Here is a 19,699-nt window from a genome sequence, read left to right on the forward strand (position 1 = left end):
TCAGCCCCGGGGAAGCCAGACACGCATGGCGCCGACTTCCCGGTTCGCCCAGGCGTAGTACGGGATCGCCTTGACCTCGACCTCTTCGCCGACGCCGTCCATGCTGCCCTCCCGGAATGGCCAAGTGCCTGGTGTGTGGCCGGTGCCCGTTCGACCCCGCGCGGTGAGGACCGTGACGCCGTCAAGCAGCTCGGATTCGTGGCTGTGGGCAACGGTCGCGTCGGGGATGAGGTGCAGGTCGTCTACGTTCGCCTGCTGGTCTATCTGCTCGACCGCGTAGACCAGCGGACCGCGTTCGAGCGCCACGGAGTCACGCACCGCGTCCACTCGTGGATCCGCGCCGACAACTCTGGTTGCCATCGGCAACTGCAACGCCACTTTGCCGGTTGGCTGCGAGATGCGGTGATAGGTCCCAGCCGCCGCAGGCTCGCCGTTGACCGTCGCGCCTTCCGCCCACTGCGGGATGCGCAGTTCCAGGGCCCAAGGTGTGCTCGGCGCCCGCTTGACGGTGACGGTGACCGCGCCCTCCCAGGGGTAGGCCGTCTGGATCTCGAGCTCGACCGTGCCGTGGTCTGGAAGATCCACGGTCACCACGCCCTCGGCGTACTGGTGGAGCTGTACTGCGTCGGAGCCGGTGCTGGCGAGGTAGCCGTCGAGGCTGGCGAGGGTGCGCATGATGTTGGGCGGGCAGCAGGCGCAGTCGAACCAGCCGCGGCGGCCGTGCGCGGGGCTTCGGTTGTTGTCGGGGTGCGCGGCGCCGCGGAGCTGGAGCGGGTTGACGTAGAAGTACTCCGTGCCGCTGAGGGAGACGCCGGCGAGGAAGCCGTTGTAGAGCATCCGCTCGATCGCGTCTGCGTAGAAGGCGTCGCCGGTCGCGAGGAGCATCCGCCAAGCCCATTGGATGCCCCCGATCGCGGCGCAGGTCTCGGCGTACGCGCGATCGGCCGGCAACTCGTACTCATCGCCGAACGACTCACCCTCCCACCGGGCGCCGAGGCCACCGGTGACGTACGTCTTGGTCGACCACATGTGCGCGAACTGCTGCTTCAACACGTCGAGCAGAGCCCTGTCGTCGGTTTCCAGGGCGACATCGGTCGCACCGGCGGCGAGATAGACGGCCCGTACTGCGTGCCCCTCGACTGTGGTCGCCTCGCGGACGGGGACGCGGTCGGAGAAGTAGCCGGGTTCGTGGCCGTGGTTCTGGATGATGCCGTGGCCGCGGGCTTCGACGAACCAGGTCGCGAGTTCGAGGTACGCGCTTGTGCCGGTCTCGCGGTACAGCTCGACCAGGGCCATCTCGATCACGGGGTGACCGTCGATGTCGCGGGTCTTGTCATCTTCGGTGTCGCCGAAAGTCGCGACCAGGTGGTCGGCGAGCTTGATCGCGACGTCGAGGAGTTCGCGGTCGCCGGTGCAGCGGACCTGGGCGACGGCCGCCTGGATGAGGTGACCCGCGCAGTAGTGCTCGTGGCTCCAGACGAGCTGGGTGTAGCGGCCTTCGTCACCCTGCCGGAGCTTGACGACCGAGTCGAGGTAGCCGTCCTCGCGTTGCGCGGCGGCGACGATCGCGGTGAGCTCGCGCTGCCGCTCGAGCAGGTTCTCGGAGGGGTTGCGGGCGTACTCCCAGGCGACGGCCTCGAGCCACTTGTAGACGTCCGAGTCGGCGAACACCGGGCCGATTGCCTCGCCCTCGCCGATCCCGGCGGCCAGCCGGAGGTTCTGCAGGTTGCCGGCCGTCTCCAGCTGGTCCTGGCCGGCCGGGATCGCGTGCTCGGCGTTGCGTAGCTGTCGGGGAGCCCAGAAACCGCCGGTGATCCGGGCCTCCCGCAGGCCGGCCGGGCGCCATCTGCCTCGACCGGTGGCGGCTGGATTGCGGACGGTGGTACGGGCATCCGGGACTGCGCTCATCAGGCGACTCCTGAGGTTGCGGAAAATCCGGAAAACGTTTTTCTTGAAGGTAGAGAGCTGCGGCGGCCCGGTCAAGACCCCAGATACCCAAGAATTCCGGCCGGATGCGGTATCGTTCCGCTACCCAGCTCGGAAAGTCCGGAAAGCTTGTGGAGGGAGGTCCGGATGGCATCGCGGGGACCTTCGCTGCCGCGGATCACGGACGTGGCCGCCCTGGCCGGTGTCTCCACCAGCACCGCTTCGAAGGCCCTCAACGACACCGGCCAACTCCGCCCGGAAACCCGCGAACGAGTACGCCGCGCCGCCGAGCAACTCGGGTTCACCCCGGACAGCCGGGGTCGCGCGCTCTCCTCGGGCCGCAGCTTCACGGTCGGGCTGATCACCACGGACAGTTCGGGCCGGTTCAGCATCCCGATCATGCTCGGCGCCGAGGACGCCCTCAGCGCCGGCGAGATGGCGCTCGTCCTCTGCGACACCCGCGACGACCCACTGCGCGAGTCGCACTATCTGAAGTCGCTGGTCTCCCGGCGCGTCGACGGCATCATCGTCACCGGCCGACGGACCGAGCCGCGGCCACCGATCGACGTACCGATCCCGGTCGTCTATGCGTTCAGCGCCTCGACCAATCCCGAGGACACGTCGGTGATGGTCGACGACCACGGCGGCGCCTCGTCCACGGTGCAGCACCTGCTCGCCCTCGGCCGGCGCCGGATCGCCCACATCAGCGGCCCGTCGACCCATCGCAGTGCCCTGACCCGAGCCGCCGCCACCGTAGAGACGGCGGGTGACGCCCTGGTCGGCGAACCCCTGCACGGCGAGTGGAGCGAACGCTGGGGCCGCCACGCCGTCGACGTCCTGCTCCGCACGGCGCCTGACGTCGACGCCATCTCCTGCGGGAGCGACCAGATCGCCCGCGGCGTCTGCGACCGTCTCCGCGAACTCGGCCGAGCCGTCCCCGAAGACATCGCCGTCACCGGCTACGACAACTGGTCCGTGATGGCCCTCGCCAGCCGTCCGCCCCTGACCACCGTGGACCTCGAGCTCGAGCAGTTGGGCCGCCGCACAGCCCACCTCCTTCTCGATGCGATCTCCGGCACCCCTGCGCCCGGTGTCCACTCTCTCCCCACCCGGCTGATCCCCCGCGAATCCACCCTCGGCACCTGATCTCAGCCGGCCTCATGGCATCGGCAACCTGCGACTGGATCGCGGAGGTAGTCGGCCGTTCGCCTGGAGTTCAGGTGGGTTTCAACGACTGTGCGTGTTGCTCAATCTCATTGGGTGGACACGGGTCTCGATTAGTGTCGAATGGTTCCGGAGGGGGTACACGGGGCTCTACGTTGGTCGCGTGCTGCGGAAGTTGCTGGTGGGGATCGCGGCCTTTGCCGTTCTGGTGGCGGGGGTTGGTACTGCTCGGCTCGTCCTGCCGCGCGATGACGCAGCCGATGGCGCGGTCAAGCAGCTGCGCTACCTGCGCGAGGAGATCGAGGCGGGCGCCGATCATGACGCGCAGCGCCAGTTCCCGGAGGGCTACTTCTTCCTCAACGTCCTGTACGGCCTGACCTGGGTGCAGGTCGGCCTGGAGGACAGCGCGCGAGCGCCCGAAGCGGCACTGCAAGCACGTTGGGCCCTCGACCGGATCAAATCACCCGACGGCACCGCCCCCTTCGACCCCTCGCTCCGGCCGCGGTACGGCGTCTTCCACGCCGGCTGGACCAACTGGCTCCGCGGCGGCCTGATCGCGCTCAAGCAGTCCGAGGCCAGGGAGATCGACGAGTACACCAGCGCTTCCGTCGAGCTCGCGTCCGCCTTCCGCAGGTCCAAAACTCCTTATCTGCAGGCGTATCCGGGGCAGGCCTGGCCGGTCGACTCCACCATCGCGATGGCCTCCCTCAGCCTGTACGACGAACTCGTGGCGCCCCGGTTCGCTCGAACGACGTCCGCGTGGATCGCCGCCGTGAAGAAGCAGCTCGATCCCGAGACCGGGTTGATGCCGCACCAGGCCGCACCGGTCGTCACCGGGGCCCGGGCGACTTCGCAGAGCATCATCCACCGGTTCCTGGTCGAGATCGACGCCGGGTTCGCCCGTTCGCAGTACGAGGTGTTCCGGGAGCGGTTCGTGACCAAGGTGGGGGTCCGGGAGTATCCGAAGGGGATCGGCGGGAAGGGTGACGTGGATTCCGGGCCGTTGCTGCTCGGGATCAGTTTGTCGGCGACGGCTGTCACGATGGGTGCCGCGCGGGTTCAGCACGACCCGCTCGCGGATCAGCTCGGCCGGGAAGGGGACCTCATTGGATTGCCCGTCAGTGGTCTGAGAACCAAGCGGTACGCATTCGGTCTGCTGCCGATCGGTGACGCCTTCGTGGCCTGGTCCGCGACGGCACGACCGTTGGTGGCCGACGAGCAGCCGGAGCTCTACAGCGGCTCCTGGTGGTGGCGCGTGCCGTGGCTGATACTGCTCTGGCTGCCGGTCCTCGTACTGTTGGGGCTGATCAGATGGCGAGGGCGGCGGAGGGTGCATGGCTACGCGGATCGGAAACCGCAATGCGCGATTCCAGGTGTGGCAGGCGCTGCTGACCAACCGGACCAAACGGCAGCGAGCGGGTGAGTTCCTGGTTCAGGGCGTCCGGCCGATCAGTCTCGCGGCTGAACACGGCTGGGTCCTGCGGGCGCTGATCCACGACGCCGATCGCCCGTTGTCCCGCTGGGCACGGGACCTGCTCCAAACCCACCCCACCGCCGAACGAGTCAGCATGGCGCCGGAACTCCTCGCCGACCTCAGCGAGAAAGACGAGGCCGAGGTAGTAGCCGTTGTCGAGCTCCCCCCGGACGACCTCCACCGGATCAAGGTCGGCCCGGAGTTCCTCGGCGTGGTGTTCGATCGGGCGACAACCCCGGGGAACATCGGGTCGATCATTCGGTCGGCTGACGCATTCGGGGCGGACGGGGTGATTGTCACCGGGCACGCGGCCGACGCGTACGACCCGAAGTCGGTGCGGGCCAGTACGGGATCGATCTTCGCGGTGCCGGCGGTCCGCGTGCCGTCGCAGCGCGAGGTGATGGAGTGGGTCGAGGAGCAGCGCACGGGCGGAGTACCGATCGTTGTCGTGGGCACCGATGAACACGGCACGATGGACGTGTTCGACTTCGACCTCACCCAGCCGACCCTGCTCCTGATCGGCAACGAGACCACCGGCCTGAGCGCCGCCTGGCGAGAACTCGCCGACCACCTGGTCCGCATCCCGATGACCGGCGCCGCCAGCTCCCTCAACGCAGCCAACGCCGCCACCGCAGTCCTCTACGAAGCCTCCCGCCAACGCATCCAGGCGCCTCGCACGAAGCCAGACCTTGAACAACAACTGGGGACCGTGAACTAGGTATTTCTTGTTCAAGGTCCCCGCTTGTTGGTCAAGGTCCCGACCCTGACCTGAACCGGCCCCCGATCTGCTACTCGGGGGCCGGTGGCTTTTCAGCGGTCAGCCTTCACAGCCGACGCCGTCGTGGTTGCCGTCGAGGCCGTGCGGATCCGGCGGAAGCACAGTGAAGTTCTGGTACGGAATGTCAGAACAGTTGAGGTCCGGCGGCGGTGGCGGGATGCAGAAGTCGGGGTACGACGGGTCACACTCCGGCGGTGGCGGCGGAGGCGGTGTCGTTTCGACCTGGTAGCGGAGGTACCAGTAGCCGTTGCTGGGGCGGAAGACTGCCTGGTCGGTGGCCGTGGTGCCGGCGTAGTTGGCGGGTTGGGGGCGGTCGCCGTTCTGGCCCCAGGTGATGTTGCCTGCGCCGCGGATGAACCAGACGCCGGTGGACGGACGGAAGACGGTCAGATCCGCCTTCGCGTTGCCGACGAAGTTCGCGGGTGCGGGGATGTCGCCGTTCTGGCCCCACGAGATCTGGGCTGCGTTCCGGATGAACCAGCGGCCCAGCGACGGGCGGAAGACGGCGAGGTCGGCATGGCCGTCGCCGACGTAGTCAGCAGGTGCCGGGATATCGCCGGCGGCGCCCCAGTTGATCGTCGCGGCGTTGCGGATGAACCAGCGGCCCAGCGACGGCCGGAACACAGCGGCTTCGGCGCGGCTGTCACCGACATAGTTGGACGGAGCCGGGATATCGCCCGCCTGCCCCCAGACAAACTGGCCGACGCCACGGACGTACCAGTAGCCGTTGGACGGCCGGAACAGGGCCAGCTCGGCCCGTCCGTCACCGGTGTAGTCGGCTGGTACCGGGATGTCGCCCGCCTGGCCGAACTTGATCGTGCTGCCGCCGCGGATGTACCAGGTCCCGTTGCTCGGGCGGAACACGGCGAGCTCGTACCGGCTGTCCCCGACGTACGAGCGCGCCACCGGGATGTCGCCGTTCTGGCCCCATTGGATCGCCGCCGTCACCACCTTGGTCGCGGCAGCCGCGGCGGTCGCACCAGCCGTAGTGGTCGCGCTCGTGGTTGCGGGGGGCTTGGCTTGTGCGGGTGCGGTCAGGGCGACCGCGGCGATCGCCACCGCCGCCAGCCCGATTGCTGCAGGTTTGTAGCGCATTCAGTTGTCCCCCTAGGACGAACAGGCGGCTTCTTCTGCCGGCCCATCCCTCCCCAGGGCCCCCGGCCGGCCACACCGCCAACGGACCCTTTATCGCTGCGGGAGCACGTTCGTTACAAGGAGTTACGCAGTCGCCAGAATCTCGCCATGCAGGATGCTGAGGAAACCGCCCGGTGTCGCGGCCCACGCCCGCCAGCCGTCCGAGATCCGCCGCAACGACTCATCCGGTACGCCGGCCGCGCGGGCCTGGCGCGCCAGATCCGACTGGAGTACGCGGTCCGCCCACATCTCGCCCCACCAGCCGCGATCCTCAGGAGTGGTGAAGACCCACGTGCTCGCCGTCGCCTCGACCTGCTCGAATCCCGCCGCCTGGGCCCATGACAGCAGCCGCCGGCCCGCATCTGGTTCGCCATGGTTGGCGCGGGCCGAACGCTGGTACAGGTCCATCCACTCGTCGAGCTCGGGCAGTTCGGGGAACCAGGTGAACCCGTGGTAGTCCGAGTCCCGCGCCGCGACGATCCCGCCCGGCTTGCAGACCCGGCGCATCTCCCGCAACGCCTGCACGGGATCGGCCACATGCTGCAGGACCTGGTGCGCGTGGACCACGTCGTACGAGTTGTCCGGGAGATCGAGCCGGTGGACGTCACCGACGACGAAGTCGACGTTCATCGACTTCCGCTCGGCGATCGTCGCGCGGGTGATCGCTATGGCGTCAGCGGTTGCCTCGAGTGCGGTGGTGCGACCGGGTTCGATGAGGGCGGCCAGGTCGGCGGTGATCGTGCCGGGGCCGGCGCCGATGTCGAGCAGGGACATGCCGGGCCGTAGATGGGTCAGCAGGTAGCCGGCCGAGTTCTCGGCGGTCCGCCAGCGGTGCGAGCGCAGTACGGATTCGTGGTGGCCGTGCGTGTAGACGTTGCTCATCTCCTGGACCCCTTCGTCCGGTTGCCGACGATTTTCAGCTTAGCCAGTCGTCTTGCTAAATGAGACCATCTGTCTTGAATAGCAAGACGGCTGCCGTGTCCGAATCTGGCCAGACTTGAACCGGTCCGACCGGCGAAGCTGAAGCCGATCAAGACAACGCGGCCGTTGACCCTCCGGTGACAGGAGAGCCGACGGTGGAGTCATGGAGGAGAAGGAGATGCTGGCGAAGGTGTTCCCGATCAAGTTGAAGGACGGCAACCAGGAGGCGGCCGAGGAGCTCGTGCGGGAGTTCGCACCGCGCGGGCCGGGGCAGGAGGACGGGACGCTGTCGTTCCGCGTCTACCGGGACCCGGCGAACCCGGACTACCTGCTGTTCGTCGAGCACTTCGCCGACCAGGCGGCGTATGACGCGCACACCGGCTCGGCGGCGTACAAGGAACTGATCAGCGGACGGTTCGCCGGGCTGATCGTCGAGTTCGTGGAGCTCGATCACGAACTGGTGGTGAGCCTGTGAGCCCGATCGACCGGAAGGCGCAGGCGCGGGAGTTCCTCGCGCTGCATCAGAATCCGCCGCTGCTGTTGCCGAACGCATGGGACGCGGGCTCGGCGAAGGCGATCGAGTCGGCCGGCGCGAAGGCGATCGCGACGACCAGCGCCGGAGTGTCGTGGGCGGCCGGCCTCGACGACGCAGGCGGGCTGAACCGGGCAAGCGCCCTCGCCGCCCTCCGGCAGATCGTCGCAGCTGTCAGCGTGCCCGTAACCGCCGACATCGAGTCCGGGTACGGCGACACACCGGCCGAGGTCGCGGAAACAGCCGCCGAGGTCATCGACATCGGCGCCGTCGGCATCAACCTGGAGGACAGTGCGTCGGGTGCGCTGGTTGATCCGGGGGTCCAGGCGGAGCGGATCGCGGCTGCGCGCGAGGCGGCGGTCGGCGCGGGGCTCGACCTGTGCATCAACGCGCGGATCGACACCTACTTCTTCGGCGACCCAGCCGAAACGGCCTCCCGGGCCAAGCTCTACACGGATGCGGGAGCCGACGTGCTGTTCGTGCCCGGGTTGCTGGAACCAGAGGCGATTCGTGCCTTGGTGTCGGAGATCTCACTGCCGCTGAACCTCATGGTCGGCCCCGGCGCACCAACAGTCGCCGAACTGGTCGACCTCGGTGTGACCCGGATCAGCCTGGGCCCGGCAATCACCTCGGCCGCCTACGCCCTGGCCGCAGCAGCAACCACCGAACTACTCGGTCCCGGTACATACCGAACGTTAGGTACGCCGACCTCATCACGCCAGGTACATAACGAACGTTAGGTATGTGTACGCGCCTCGGCCAGCAAGTGCACGGTTGCGAGGGACCGCCACGGTCGCCAGTTCTCGGACGCTTCGTGGTCGATCGGAGCGGCATCCCTCGCGCCCAGTCGGAGGGCGATGTACTGGGCCGCGCGCCGGCTCACCCCCGGCACCGCGGTCAACGATGTCACCAGCTGATCGCCCGCCAGGAGAGTGATGTGGCCTGCGGCAACTTCCTTGGACAGTTGGACGAGAACGTCGCCGGCCACGGACCCGGCGTACTGGCCGGCGGCAAGGGCTTCGGCGCTGGGGAATCCGTGGGTCAGTCCGTGACCGAGTCCCGGCACCGGCGTGCCGTGGGTGGCAACGAGTTCGGCGAGGAGTGCGCGCGGCTCCGGCGTCGACGTCGACCAGGTGGCGGGTGTTGTCGCGAGGTCTTCGACCACGGCTTGGACGGCGGTCTCGAAGGGACCCCAGGTGCCTGGAATGCGGAGGCCGGGGCGCTGCTGGATCAGCGGGCCGATCACCGGGTCGACCGCAAGCTGGGCGGTGGCGAGTGCCGGTTCGACGTCCAGGCCGACCAGACGGGCGGCTCGTTCCACGACGTGGATGACACCTTCCCAGTAAGGGAGATGAGCCCGCAGGAGGAGATGATCGGCGCCGCCCGGGCCGATCTCGAGCAGCCCTGGTTCGCCGTCGAGTGCGATGGTCCGCCGGTAGACGTCGCCCTCGACCGACTCGACGCCGGGGATCGCGTGCTCGGCGAGGAAGGCCAGCATCGCGGGCCAGTCGTACGGCGGGGTGAACGGCATCCGCAGTACGAGACCGCCGTCGGCGACGAGCCGGTCGGTACGCCGCCTGCGGTCCCGCAGCTCGCGGGGAGTCGAGCGGAACACCTCGCGCATCGCCCGGTTGAACTGGCGCAGACTGCCGAAACCGGACGCGAACGCGACGTCCGCGATCGTAAGGTCGGTGTCGTCCAGCAACCGCCGGGCGAGATGCGCGCGCCGGCTGCGGGCGAACTGGTCCGGCGTGACCCCGAGGTGGTCGTGGAACATCCGCCGCAGATGCCGCGCCGACAATCCGAGCCGCGCAGCCAGCCCCGCCTCGCCCGCGGCGGCGTTCGCGGTCGGGGCACCGTCGAGTGCGCCGCCGATGATCAGCTGCACCGCCCGGCAGACCAGCTCAGGGGCCTCGTCGGGAACCGTCCCCGCCACCCGGTAAGGCCGGCAGCGCAGGCAGGCGCGGTACCCGGCAGCCTCCGCGGCGGCGGCGAGCTCGAAGGTCCGTACGTTCTCCATCAACGGCTTGGCGCCACATCCCGGACGGCAGTAGATACCGGTGGTACGCACCGCCGAATACGTCGTCACCTCGTCATCCTGAGCCCGCCCGGCTCACCGGGACCAGACACATCCGGACAAACGTCTTGGCCGGGTCGCCATGCCGGCCAGCGCGCCGACCTCGGCGGCGGGCCCGCCGTCGCCGGCACATCGCGCCTCCGACGAATCCCGTCAGCGTGCGGTGAGTTGTTGGTGGAGCAGATCGGCGAGGGCGCGATAACCGGCGTCGGACGGATGGCCGTCACCTTGGCTGCAAATCAGCGTGAGAGCGCACAGAGTGGCGCCGGTGTCGCCGTCGGGATTGAAGATCGGGAACGGGTCGGCGAAGCGGGCCCGGTTGGCCGCGGCGACGTCGGCCATGGCGAGATTCAGCTGCCGGATGATCGGGTGGGTCAGGGGGAACGCGCCCAGATTTGCGTCGTAGCCACCTAGTACGACGACGTCGGCGTCCGGCGCTGCCCGGCGGATCGAGGTCAGGGTGTTCGACAGGTTCGCCGCGACCGCCGCGATCGCCGCCGGGGCTCCCTCGATGATGCACTGGACGTTGCCGTTGCAGGAGGCAACAAACGCGTTGGCGTCGTTGCCCCACAGGGAAAGCGTCACGACGTCCACCCGGCCGCGATTGGCCCTCAGGAAGGCATCGGCTGCGTCCTGCTGGGGACCCGCATACGTGTCATGCAGCGGAAGACCGGCGGCCTGCCACGGACACGCGCCGCTGATGTAGGTGGTCGTCGACTCCCCTGGGCACCCGTAGTTCACCAGCGACAGCGCACGCCGGCCGTGCCCGAGGCGGGCGGCGAGCAGATCGGAGTACCCGGTCGTGAACGCGGCCGGTGGTAACCCAGCCTCAGCCTTCGCCCGCTGGAAGCCGAAAGCCAGCGAATCACCGAGCGACAAGTAGTAGCGCTGCTCCCCTGCGACAGCCTGAGCCGGTGCAACACCGGCCAGTAGGACCAAGGCCATCAGCGTACTGATGCACCACCGCGCATACTTCGACATCCCCGTACCCCTCCCCGTGAAATATCCCCTTAGAGCATGGTGAGGGTTGGCCGCCGATGACGCTAGGGTACGGCGATGCGTTCGAAGCCCATGCTCATCGTGGTTAGTGGTCCGCCGGGGAGTGGGAAGACGACGTTGGCTCACCGGGTCGCGGCGGCGGTCGGGTGCCCGGCGATCTGCCGGGACGAGATCAAGGAGGGGATGGCGCACGCGACGCCGGGTTTCGTACCGGGTCCGGGCGATCCGCTGACGATGCGGACACTGGCGACGTTCTTCGACGTGATCGGGCTGCTGGTCGGGCGCGGTACGACGGTGGTCGCGGAGGCCGCGTTCCAGGATCGGCTGTGGCGGCCGGGGCTGACCTCGTTCCTGGCGCTGGCCGAGCTCCGCATCATCCACTGCACGGTCCCGGCCGAGGTCGCGTACGAACGCATCGCGAGTCGGTCAGCCACCGAGCCGTCGCGTGCGGCGCACGAGCACGCCCGGCACACCAAGGACCGCTGGTTACGCAACCACAACGCCTTCGAACAGATCGACCTCCCGGTCCCGACTCTCACGATCGACACCAGTGATGTGGTCGACCTCGCAGAGATCACCACATTCCTCGCCCACTGATCCCCGACACGGGACACTAGGGTCGAGGGATGGACAACGCGGAAGTACAGAAGCGGTTCGCCGAACTCACGACGGCTCATCTCGCCGACGCCTGTGTACGGGCGAAGGTACAAGTGCGTTGCGTGGAGCTGAGTGCGGTCCAGCCGGGCCGGGTCGCGGGGCGGGTGTTGCCTGCACGGCATGTGGGCAGCGTCGACATCTTCCTGGAGGCGTTCGGGTCGGCGGCCTCGGGCGACGTACTGGTGGTGGACAACGGCGGCCGGCGGGACGAGGCCTGCGTCGGCGACCTCGTCGTCCAGGAGGCGAAGGCGGCCGGGCTCGCCGGGCTCGTGGTCTGGGGGTTGCATCGCGACACGGCCGACATCCGCGCGATCGGGTTGCCCGTCTACAGCCTCGGGTCGGTGCCGAACGGACCACTGCGGCTCGACCCGCTTCCGGCCGATGCGCTCACGGCCGCGAACGTCGGCGAATGGACAGTCACGCGCGAGGACGTCGTACTGGCTGATGAAGACGGCGCGGTGTTCATCCCGGCGGATCGGGCCGAGGAGTTGTTCAGCTTGGCCGAGTCGATCCGGGACACCGAGCGGCGGCAGGCTTCGCTGATCGAGGCCGGTACTCCGTTGCGCGAGCAGGTGCGGTTCGAGGAGTATCTCGCGGCGCGGGCCGGCGCGCCCGGATTGACGTTCCGGCAGCACCTTCGCCGGCTCGGTGGCGCGATCGAGGAGTGAGCTCCGGCTGCAGCCGAACGGTGGGGACTATGCTCGCGGGATGCCTGCTGACATTTCCGCGGACGCCGCGGGTACTTGGAAACTGGGCGACTTCTCCATCAACCGACTGGGGTTCGGCGCGATGCGCATCACCGCGAACCCCGACCGCGACCTCGCGATCCGCGTCCTGAGGCGCGCCGTCGAACTCGGGGTCAACCACATCGACACGGCCGCGTTCTACCGCTCCCCCGGCGGAACCCTGGGCGTGGGCGAGGGACCGGTCCGCTATGCCAACGAGCTGATCCGCGACGCGTTCTCGCCGTACCCGGACGGCCTGGTCATCACCACCAAGGTCGGCCCGGGCGAGGATCCCGAACGCGGGTTCCACAACGCGGCAACCCCGGCCGAACTGCGCGCCCAGGTCGAGGAGAACCTGCGGCAACTCGGCAAGGACCAGCTCGACGTCGTCAACCTGCGGATCATCAAGAAGGCCGGCGCGGATTCGGTCGCCGAGCGATTCGCTGCCCTGGCGGAACTCCAGACCGAAGGGCTGATCCGGCACCTCGGTCTGTCCAACGTGCGCGCGGACCACCTGGACGAGGCGGAGGCGATCGCGCCGGTCGTCTGCGTGCAGAACTCGTACGCGCTGGACACCCATCGCGACGACGACACGTTCCTCCGCAACTGCGGCGAACGCGGTGTCGCCTACGTCCCGTTCTTCGCGATCGCGGGTCCCGCTCGGGAAGGCACCGCCACCACCGACCACTCCGACGCCGTACGCCGCCTCGCCGCGGCCAAGGGCGTCTCCGAACAGCAGATCCGACTCGCCTGGACCCTCCACCAAGGCCCCAACGTCCTGGCCATCCCCGGCACCGGAAACCCCGCCCACCTGGAGCAGAACATCGCCGCCGGGGCCATTCAGTTGAGTGCGGACGAACTGGCAACTCTGGTGTGACGTGCATTGGCTCAGGAGATCGCCGCGCGCACCGCGGGGACGATGTCCCGGGCCCAGCGTTTGAGGCTGAGTTCGAACGGCTCGGTGCCGCGGGGGAACAGGGTGAAGCCGGATGCGCCGTGCTCGAGAACCGCGCCGGTGAGTTCCTCGATCCACTGGTCGGCTGAGCCGCCCAGCCAGCGGCCGGCGGCGTCGCGAACCCGATCGACCGGGCGTGCCGTGATGACGCCGGGGAGGTTGTAGATCGTCGCGATGTCGCTCGGCTTCCGGCCGACCTCGGCGGCGGCCTGGTCGATGATGGCGCGGGATTCCTTGTAGGCGTCGCTTAGCCAGTCGGCAGCGTGACCCGGGATCCAACCGTCCGCCCGCCGACCGGTTGCCGCGAGCGACTTCTTGCCGACGGATCCGGTCCAGATCTGGAGCCCAGGCGCAGGCGCCGGCGGCAGGCTGTCGACCGGGTAGTGGGGGCCCTCCGACGTCACGGGCGGCCCAGCTGTGGTCAGCGCCTTGAGCAACACCATCCCCTCCTCGAACGCCTCCACCGCCTCGGTCGGACTCCGTCGCGGTCCGCCCATCGCCGCGATCCGCTCCGGCAATCCACCAGCGCCCAGACCGAGGATCACCCGTCCGCCGGACAGCGACGCCAGCGAGGACGCAGTACGGGCGAGCATGGGGGCGGGGCGCAGCGGGAGGTTGCTGACGTTCGCCAGGCCGGCGATCCGCTCGGTCCGGCCAAGCAGGTAGCCGACCATCGCGTACGCGTCCAGCTGATCGGCCAGATACGGATGGTCGGAGGTCGAGAAATGGTCGAGGTCCTGCCGATCAGCCTGCTCTGCCAGCCGTACGACGTCCGCGACCGCCCGCACATCCGCGCGTGACCCGTAGCCGAACCGTACGTTCATCACTTGCCTCCTCGATAATACTTTGTAGACCTAAATACTAGCCCTACGAAATATCACACCTCCGAACAGTCCGGAGGTCGGACTACAGTGGAAGGGTGGCAACCGCGACCCAGGACACCGAGCTCGTCGGCTCGCTGGTCCAGCTGATGCACGTCCTGCAGGATCTGTACGCCGAGACGAGCCGCCCGCTCGGCCTGACTCCGCAGCAGGCCCACCTACTCTGCGTACTCCTCGACGGCCCGCTCGGTATGACCGACCTGAGCCGCATCCTGAGCATCGAACGCTCCAGCCTCACCAGCATGGTCGACCGCCTGGAACGCCGCGACCTGGTCGCCCGGATCCCCAACCCCACGGACCGCCGTGCCTTCCAGATCACCCTGACGGACGCCGGCCTGGCCCTCGCTCACGAGGCCCACAACGCCTACACCACCCAAATCGAGAAGCGCCTCACCGACCTCCCGGCCTCGCACCGCAAAACCCTGATCACCGCAATCGCCACCATCACCGGCCACGCTCAGTAGCCTGGCACGGCAGCAGCCCCTGACCCGCGTTTCCGCTGGTCAGGGGCTGCTTGTTATAGGACTAGGACTTTGCTGCGAGGTGGAGGCGGAGGATCGAGTCGTAGTCGACGATCTCGAAGGAGGTGGTTGACTGCGCTGCCTGCTCGAACTCGGTGGGGTCGACGTTCTCCTGGCTGCCGATGACCAGGAGTTTTCGCGGCTCGCTGACCTCGATGCCGTACTTGGCCTTGGCGAAGGCGCGGTTCTCGGGGGTCTGGAAGTACTCCTCATAGTGCGCGAGCTGCGCCAACCCGTCGGGCACGGGCGCGGTGAAGGATCGGCGCCGCTTCTTACCTTTGGTCACGTTCGCGGTCTCCAGCAGAGGCAACCTGAGATCGCCGATGATGTGACTGCCGTCCGCGCGTTCCAGGATGAAGTCCGGGTTGATCGCGATCTCGTCCGCATGGGCTGCACCGTCGCGCCATTCGAGGAACGGCTCATGGATCAGCCGGGTCGCGTCGAACGCGGACAACAGGACGTCTTCGTGCTGATTCAGGAACTCACCGACGGTCGTGTCCTGGATGCCATGCATCAGGTACGTGCTCGCGAACGCGTCGCCCTTGAGGACCTGCTCCACCTCGCCTCGCGGCACGCTGAGGGTACCGAGGGGATCGAGATGGGGTGCCGTGTTGACCAGACTCTGCAAGTAGTCCCGGTACTTTTCCGCCGGCTCGGACCTGTGGATCGCGATCGCGAGGAAGGTCCAGTGGATGCGGACCGATGAGTTCGCTTCGTGGACGAGCAGAACACGATCGAAAGACGTGTAGTTCCCCGGAGCGAACTTCAGGAGCTTGCCGGTACCGGCGTCGCCAGTACCCACCAACTCGTTGCCGATCAGACTCTGGGCACCCGGAAACCTGGTACCCAGCACGCTGCGCCCACGCTCACTCGTGATCGTCGCATCCTTGAAGGCACTCTCATTCGGCAGGACCACGACCGGCCCGGCAGCGGCGGACTCGCCACCGCCGAAGTACTGGTCGATGCTCGCGGCTTTCTGCCGCCTGACCTCGAGCGATCGGTACTCGCGGCTCACCCCGACCAGCTCCAGGATGTTCCAGTCCGGAGTTTCCGTCAGCACCATCAGCCGCGGATAGAGCAGCGGCCCGGGCAGTTCGCGGGCGTGACTGGTGGGCAGATGCTCACTCACACCCCGCAGGTGATCCCCCCAGAATTGACTGTTCACCTTGACGAACTCGGTGGGTTTCATCGCCCGCTCTCCTCAATCAACACTCGCCCGACACGCTCTAGACAAGCAACCCCGGCTCACACACCCCTATTCCCACCCGGGAACGCGGTGCGCACTGTCGCGAGTTCGATGCCGCGGTCCTCGATGGCCTTGCGCACTTCGGGGTCGGTGACGATTGCCTGGTCGGAGAGGCGGTATTCCTCGGCCCAGCGGTAGGTGTCGGAGCCGGGCGTATGGAGTGCGGCAAGCTCGGGTTCCGCGGCGGCGCAGTGGGTGACCAGCAGGTGCACGCCCGGCGTCAGGTTGTCGAGGTAGTCGAGTACCCAGGCCTTCTTGTCCGCCGCGTCGCGATCGCTCAGTGTCTCGATCGAGGCGAACCGCTGTGACTCCTCCGGGCCGTAGATGAACGGCTTGCCGATCGCGCCCGACACCTCGGCGTACGCCGCCGGCGCGGACTGCCCCATGTGGACGTCGAGGTAGTCGATCGTCAGCCCTTCCGCCGCGAACTTCGCCACCTGAGCCGACAGCTCGCGGACCGCGTCCGCATGACTCACCGACGCTTTGGCCTCCTCAACCGTCCGCATGAACGTCCCATCGTCGCCAACGAGCGACGCCCCGTCGGTCAACGGCCGCCACCGCATGAAGTCCCACTCGCACGTCAGCGTCTGATGAACCCCCAGCGGAATCCCCGACTCCCGCGCCAACGCCGCCGCCTCGGTGAACCACGGACACGCCGCCATCGTCGACGCCTGCGTCAGGATCCCGTCCCGAAACGCCTGCATCGTCCCGACGTTGACCGCATGACACATCCCGAAATCGTCACCCTGAACAATCAGCCTGACCTCAGCCACGCCTACTCCCATTCGCCGACAACCCGACCCAGCCGGACACTATTAGACAGCCCTGGTCTGGACTGCGCCGGATGGTCGACTGCCAGGCAGTGACCGCCGTACGGGAGGTGGCCCCGGCGTCCGTCGTACAGAAGGCGGCCCCGGCGTCCGGCGTGCGGATGACGGAGGCCGCGGCTGGTGATGCCTTGCGCCGACAGGCACGTCTCGGGCTGTTATCGGGCTTGGGTTTTGGGTACTCCGGTTCGACCGTCGAACAGGCTGACGGTTTCGCTGGTATCGGCGACGACGAGGGTGGCGCCGTCGGGCGAATAGGCCAAGCCGGTGATCGGCGTACCGTGTCGCTCTGTCCGGAGCCGGTGCTGGGTGTGGGGATTCCAGATCAGGAGCCTGCCGTCGTCGGTGCCGCCGGCCACAGTGGAGCCGTCGGGACTGAACCCGACGGTCCACGTCTGGACCCATTGGTGTGCTGGGCGACGAGTGGGATCTGTGCTGTCCAGACGTTGCTGCCTGTCCCGCCTAGCGCCCGTGCGGCGTAGGAACACCGCCCCGTCACCGCCGCCGCTCGCGAGGAAATCGCCTTGGGCGGAGTAGGCGACCGCGTAGACGACGTCGTTGTGGCGGATCGCGGTCCGCTGTTTCATCCCGGTCCGCACGTCCCACTCCACAACGTTCTCGTCAAGGCCTCCCGTTGCGAGGGTGTGACCGTCGGGATGGAACGTCGCGGCAAGCACACCTGCGGGCAACATCAACGTGTGCACCAACTCATCCGTTGCCGTATCCCAGACCAGGACACGCCGATCGAGACAGCCCGCGGCCAGCAACCTCCCGTCAGGCGAGAAGGCGACCGCCGCCGCCTGCCCCGTCACGTGCGGCATCACCCGCATCCGCCAATCGTCCGCGCGCCCTGGCCCTGCCTCCCACACTCGGACGCTGCCGTCCGGACTCGCACTGGCCAGGAACCGGCCGTCAGGTGACCATGCCAGAGCGGCGACCATGTCGGTATGAGCGCTCAACGTCGTACTGAGCCCGCCGGTGCGGACGTCCCAGATCCGGACCGAACCATCAGCACTGCCGCCGGCCAACAGCTCCCCACCAGGCGCATAAACCACCCGCCGAGCCGACCCGAAACCCCCTCGTCCGCCACCCCGCCACCCTGTGCGGGCATAAGCGATGTCTGCGCTGCCGATGGTGACGGCCGGACACAACCGGACATCGACCGGATCGACGAAAGTGGCCCCTGACCCGCGTTTTCGCAGGTCAGGGGCCACTTATCGGCTTGCGTGCTCCCTGTGGCAGGTGCAGGGTTCGAACCTGCGTAGGCTAACGCCGACAGATTTACAGTCTGCTCCCTTTGGCCGCTCGGGCAACCTGCCAGGGTGGGTGTTGGTGCGTGCACCAGCGGGAGAGACGATACAACAGACAGTGCCCCTGACGGCAAATCGGGAAAGGAAGTGCCCATGGCTTCGGAGTCCTCCTTCGACATCGTGAACAAGGTCGATCGCCAGGAGGTGGACAACGCCGTCAACCAGGCGGCGAAGGAGATCAGCCAGCGGTTCGACTTCAAGAACGTGGACGCAGGCATCAAGTGGTCGGGTGATTCGATCGATCTGCAGGCGAGCACCGAGGAGCGGGTGAACGCCGTACTGGACGTGTTCAAGGACAAGCTGGTGAAGCGGCAGATCTCGCTCAAGGGGCTTGAGGCGGACGACCCGAAGCTGTCCGGGAAGATCTACAAGATCACCGCCTCGATCAGCGCCGGGATCACCCAGGAGAACGCGAAGAAGCTGTCCAAGCTGATCCGTGACGAGGGCCCGAAGGGCGTCAAGGCGCAGATCCAGGGCGAGGAACTGCGGGTGTCCAGCAAGAGCCGGGACGATCTGCAGGCGGTCCAGTCGCTGATCAAGGGCCAGGACCTCGACTTCGCCGTGCAGTTCGTCAACTACCGCTGATGGCGGCGGTCGGCTGCGGCTGGGACCGTACGGCGTAATCCGGTCGCACCACACCGTTCGGCCGGGCATGCTGACGCCCGTGGACGACAAGCTGCGGGAGTGGATCCTGGCCGACTACGGGATCGGTGTGGTTGAGCTCACGCCGATCCACGAGGGCGCGGACGTCGCTGCCGAGGTCTGGCGGGCCAGCACCACCGCCGTCGACCAGCACGCCGGGGGCGCGACCACCGGCGACCAGTACGCCGTGAAGTGGAGCGGCGGCGGTACGGACGCGGGGACCCGAGCGACAGCTCACCTGTCGGCCAGGGGTGTGCGGGGCATCCCGGAGCCCATCAGGACCCTCACCGGCGAGCCCCACACCCACCGCGGCGGCAGGAGGCTCTCCCTGACGCGATGGGTGGAGGGGGCACGCGCCGCCGAGACAGGGCTGACTACCGAGCAGTGGAGCCAGTACGGCGCTCTGTTGGCTCGCGTGCACTCCACCGAACCGTCTGCCGCGCTGATCGAGACACTGCCGAGCCTCAACCCGATCAACGCCCGCATGCCGGCACTGGTCGACCAGCTCACCCACCGGCTCACCACGCAAGCGCCGCAGGACGCGGTCGAAGCGGAGCTCGCCAAGGTGTGGCACGAGAACGACGAGACCATCAAGGGCCTCCTCAAGCTCGCCGCGGAACTGGAGCGGCCCAACGGCATCCCGGTGATCTGCCACGCCGACCCCCACCTCGGCAACGTGTTGCGCACAGAAGACCAGCTCTACCTGATCGACTGGGACGACGTGGTGCTCGCTCCGCGCGAGCAGGACCTGATGTTCATGCTCGGCGGCATGGGCACGCTCGGCCCAACCACACCGGAACAACTCGACGCCTTCTTCACCGGCTACGGCTTAACCGGCTCTTCGATCTTGACCGGGCACGACACGCGGTCTCTGCCTGCGGGGTAGGGGCTCGTGGCCTCTGAACACTGGCTGTTGTCGAGACAGTTCAG

20 protein-coding genes and 1 tRNA gene are annotated in these 19,699 nt (G+C 67.9%); 11 read left to right on the top strand and 10 right to left on the bottom strand.

All coding sequences use genetic code 11. The annotated features are described in order from the left end of the window. Entirely contained in the window at window positions 1-1,908 is a 1,908-nt protein-coding gene (locus EV643_RS15565; protein WP_133800764.1) for a glycoside hydrolase family 127 protein, read from the bottom strand. A gap of 165 nt (window positions 1,909-2,073) precedes the next feature. Here EV643_RS15565 and EV643_RS15570 point away from each other — a divergent pair, with 165 nt between their 5' ends. The 3 genes from EV643_RS15570 to EV643_RS15580 all read left to right on the top strand — a co-directional run bounded on the left by EV643_RS15570 (window position 2,074) and on the right by EV643_RS15580 (window position 5,282). Then, window positions 2,074-3,072 carry a LacI family DNA-binding transcriptional regulator gene (locus tag EV643_RS15570; RefSeq protein WP_133800765.1) on the top strand — a complete coding sequence of 333 codons (999 nt, stop codon included), beginning with the start codon at window positions 2,074-2,076 and terminating at the stop codon, window positions 3,070-3,072. A 181-nt stretch (window positions 3,073-3,253) separates the two neighbouring features. Further along, window positions 3,254-4,513 (top strand): hypothetical protein, encoded by a 1,260-nt coding sequence (locus EV643_RS15575; protein WP_133800766.1) that lies wholly within the window; start codon window positions 3,254-3,256, stop codon window positions 4,511-4,513. Further along, on the top strand, window positions 4,425-5,282 hold the full coding sequence (locus EV643_RS15580; protein WP_133800767.1) for a TrmH family RNA methyltransferase: 858 nt from the start codon (window positions 4,425-4,427) through the stop codon (window positions 5,280-5,282). Before EV643_RS15575 ends, EV643_RS15580 begins: the two co-directional genes overlap by 89 nt. Before the next feature lie 99 nt (window positions 5,283-5,381). Here the strand turns inward: EV643_RS15580 and EV643_RS44860 are convergent, their stop codons facing one another. Both EV643_RS44860 and EV643_RS15590 read right to left on the bottom strand, forming a co-directional pair. Further along, window positions 5,382-6,437, bottom strand: coding sequence for a hypothetical protein (locus EV643_RS44860; RefSeq protein WP_202869564.1), 1,056 nt, complete (start codon window positions 6,435-6,437; stop codon window positions 5,382-5,384). Between the two features lie 123 nt (window positions 6,438-6,560). Further along, window positions 6,561-7,358: a class I SAM-dependent methyltransferase gene (locus EV643_RS15590; protein ID WP_133800768.1), complete on the bottom strand. Its 798-nt coding sequence runs from the start codon at window positions 7,356-7,358 to the stop codon at window positions 6,561-6,563. A 202-nt stretch (window positions 7,359-7,560) separates the two neighbouring features. Here EV643_RS15590 and EV643_RS15595 point away from each other — a divergent pair, with 202 nt between their 5' ends. Together EV643_RS15595 and EV643_RS15600 are read left to right on the top strand one after the other, a co-directional pair. Continuing rightward, entirely contained in the window at window positions 7,561-7,872 is a 312-nt protein-coding gene (locus EV643_RS15595; protein WP_133800769.1) for a putative quinol monooxygenase, read from the top strand. Next, window positions 7,869-8,669, top strand: a complete 801-nt coding sequence (locus EV643_RS15600) for an isocitrate lyase/PEP mutase family protein (protein WP_238165596.1) — start codon at window positions 7,869-7,871, stop codon at window positions 8,667-8,669. The genes EV643_RS15595 and EV643_RS15600 overlap by 4 nt, the downstream gene beginning before the upstream one ends. Here the strand turns inward: EV643_RS15600 and EV643_RS15605 are convergent. Further along, complete coding sequence (locus tag EV643_RS15605) at window positions 8,666-10,018, bottom strand: AlkA N-terminal domain-containing protein (RefSeq protein WP_133800770.1); 1,353 nt, start codon at window positions 10,016-10,018, stop codon at window positions 8,666-8,668. The two genes, EV643_RS15600 and EV643_RS15605, sit on opposite strands and share 4 nt — an antisense overlap. A 141-nt stretch (window positions 10,019-10,159) precedes the next feature. Continuing rightward, window positions 10,160-10,987: an SGNH/GDSL hydrolase family protein gene (locus EV643_RS15610; protein ID WP_133800771.1), complete on the bottom strand. Its 828-nt coding sequence runs from the start codon at window positions 10,985-10,987 to the stop codon at window positions 10,160-10,162. Window positions 10,988-11,062: 75 nt separating this feature from the next. Here EV643_RS15610 and EV643_RS15615 point away from each other — a divergent pair, with 75 nt between their 5' ends. The 3 genes from EV643_RS15615 to EV643_RS15625 are packed head-to-tail and all read left to right on the top strand — an operon-like array spanning window position 11,063 to window position 13,264. Then, window positions 11,063-11,602: a P-loop nucleotide/nucleoside kinase family protein gene (locus EV643_RS15615; RefSeq protein WP_133800772.1), complete on the top strand. Its 540-nt coding sequence runs from the start codon at window positions 11,063-11,065 to the stop codon at window positions 11,600-11,602. Between the two features lie 29 nt (window positions 11,603-11,631). After that, complete coding sequence (locus EV643_RS15620; protein ID WP_133800773.1) at window positions 11,632-12,330, top strand: RraA family protein; 699 nt, start codon at window positions 11,632-11,634, stop codon at window positions 12,328-12,330. Window positions 12,331-12,370: 40 nt separating this feature from the next. Further along, entirely contained in the window at window positions 12,371-13,264 is an 894-nt protein-coding gene (locus EV643_RS15625; RefSeq protein WP_133800774.1) for an aldo/keto reductase, read from the top strand. 11 nt (window positions 13,265-13,275) lie between these two features. On the opposite strand, the gene EV643_RS15630 is transcribed toward EV643_RS15625, so the two are convergent. Then, complete coding sequence (locus tag EV643_RS15630; protein ID WP_133800775.1) at window positions 13,276-14,166, bottom strand: LLM class flavin-dependent oxidoreductase; 891 nt, start codon at window positions 14,164-14,166, stop codon at window positions 13,276-13,278. A gap of 95 nt (window positions 14,167-14,261) precedes the next feature. Here EV643_RS15630 and EV643_RS15635 point away from each other — a divergent pair, with 95 nt between their 5' ends. Further along, entirely contained in the window at window positions 14,262-14,687 is a 426-nt protein-coding gene (locus tag EV643_RS15635) for a MarR family winged helix-turn-helix transcriptional regulator (RefSeq protein ID WP_238165597.1), read from the top strand. Window positions 14,688-14,748: 61 nt separating this feature from the next. On the opposite strand, the gene EV643_RS44140 is transcribed toward EV643_RS15635, so the two are convergent. The 4 genes from EV643_RS44140 to EV643_RS15660 form a co-directional block, all read right to left on the bottom strand. Beyond that, entirely contained in the window at window positions 14,749-15,933 is a 1,185-nt protein-coding gene (locus tag EV643_RS44140) for a hypothetical protein (RefSeq protein ID WP_166665449.1), read from the bottom strand. A gap of 56 nt (window positions 15,934-15,989) precedes the next feature. Continuing rightward, window positions 15,990-16,763 carry a carbohydrate deacetylase gene (locus tag EV643_RS15650; RefSeq protein WP_166665450.1) on the bottom strand — a complete coding sequence of 258 codons (774 nt, stop codon included), beginning with the start codon at window positions 16,761-16,763 and terminating at the stop codon, window positions 15,990-15,992. Between the two features lie 212 nt (window positions 16,764-16,975). Continuing rightward, window positions 16,976-17,872: a WD40 repeat domain-containing protein gene (locus EV643_RS15655; RefSeq protein WP_166665451.1), complete on the bottom strand. Its 897-nt coding sequence runs from the start codon at window positions 17,870-17,872 to the stop codon at window positions 16,976-16,978. Window positions 17,873-18,053: 181 nt separating this feature from the next. After that, a tRNA-Tyr gene (locus EV643_RS15660) sits at window positions 18,054-18,136 on the bottom strand. Window positions 18,137-18,220: 84 nt separating this feature from the next. Between EV643_RS15660 and EV643_RS15665 the strand changes: the two genes are divergently transcribed. Next, the gene (locus EV643_RS15665; protein ID WP_133800780.1) at window positions 18,221-18,712 is read left to right on the top strand and encodes a YajQ family cyclic di-GMP-binding protein; all 492 of its coding nucleotides are present in this window, start codon (window positions 18,221-18,223) and stop codon (window positions 18,710-18,712) included. Window positions 18,713-18,791: 79 nt separating this feature from the next. After that, entirely contained in the window at window positions 18,792-19,655 is an 864-nt protein-coding gene (locus tag EV643_RS15670; RefSeq protein ID WP_238165598.1) for a phosphotransferase enzyme family protein, read from the top strand. The last annotated feature ends 44 nt before the right edge of the window (window positions 19,656-19,699 follow it).

Origin of the sequence: Kribbella caucasensis, from assembly GCF_004361855.1 — a bacterium.
GTDB classification, from domain to species: Bacteria; Actinomycetota; Actinomycetes; order Propionibacteriales; family Kribbellaceae; genus Kribbella; species Kribbella caucasensis.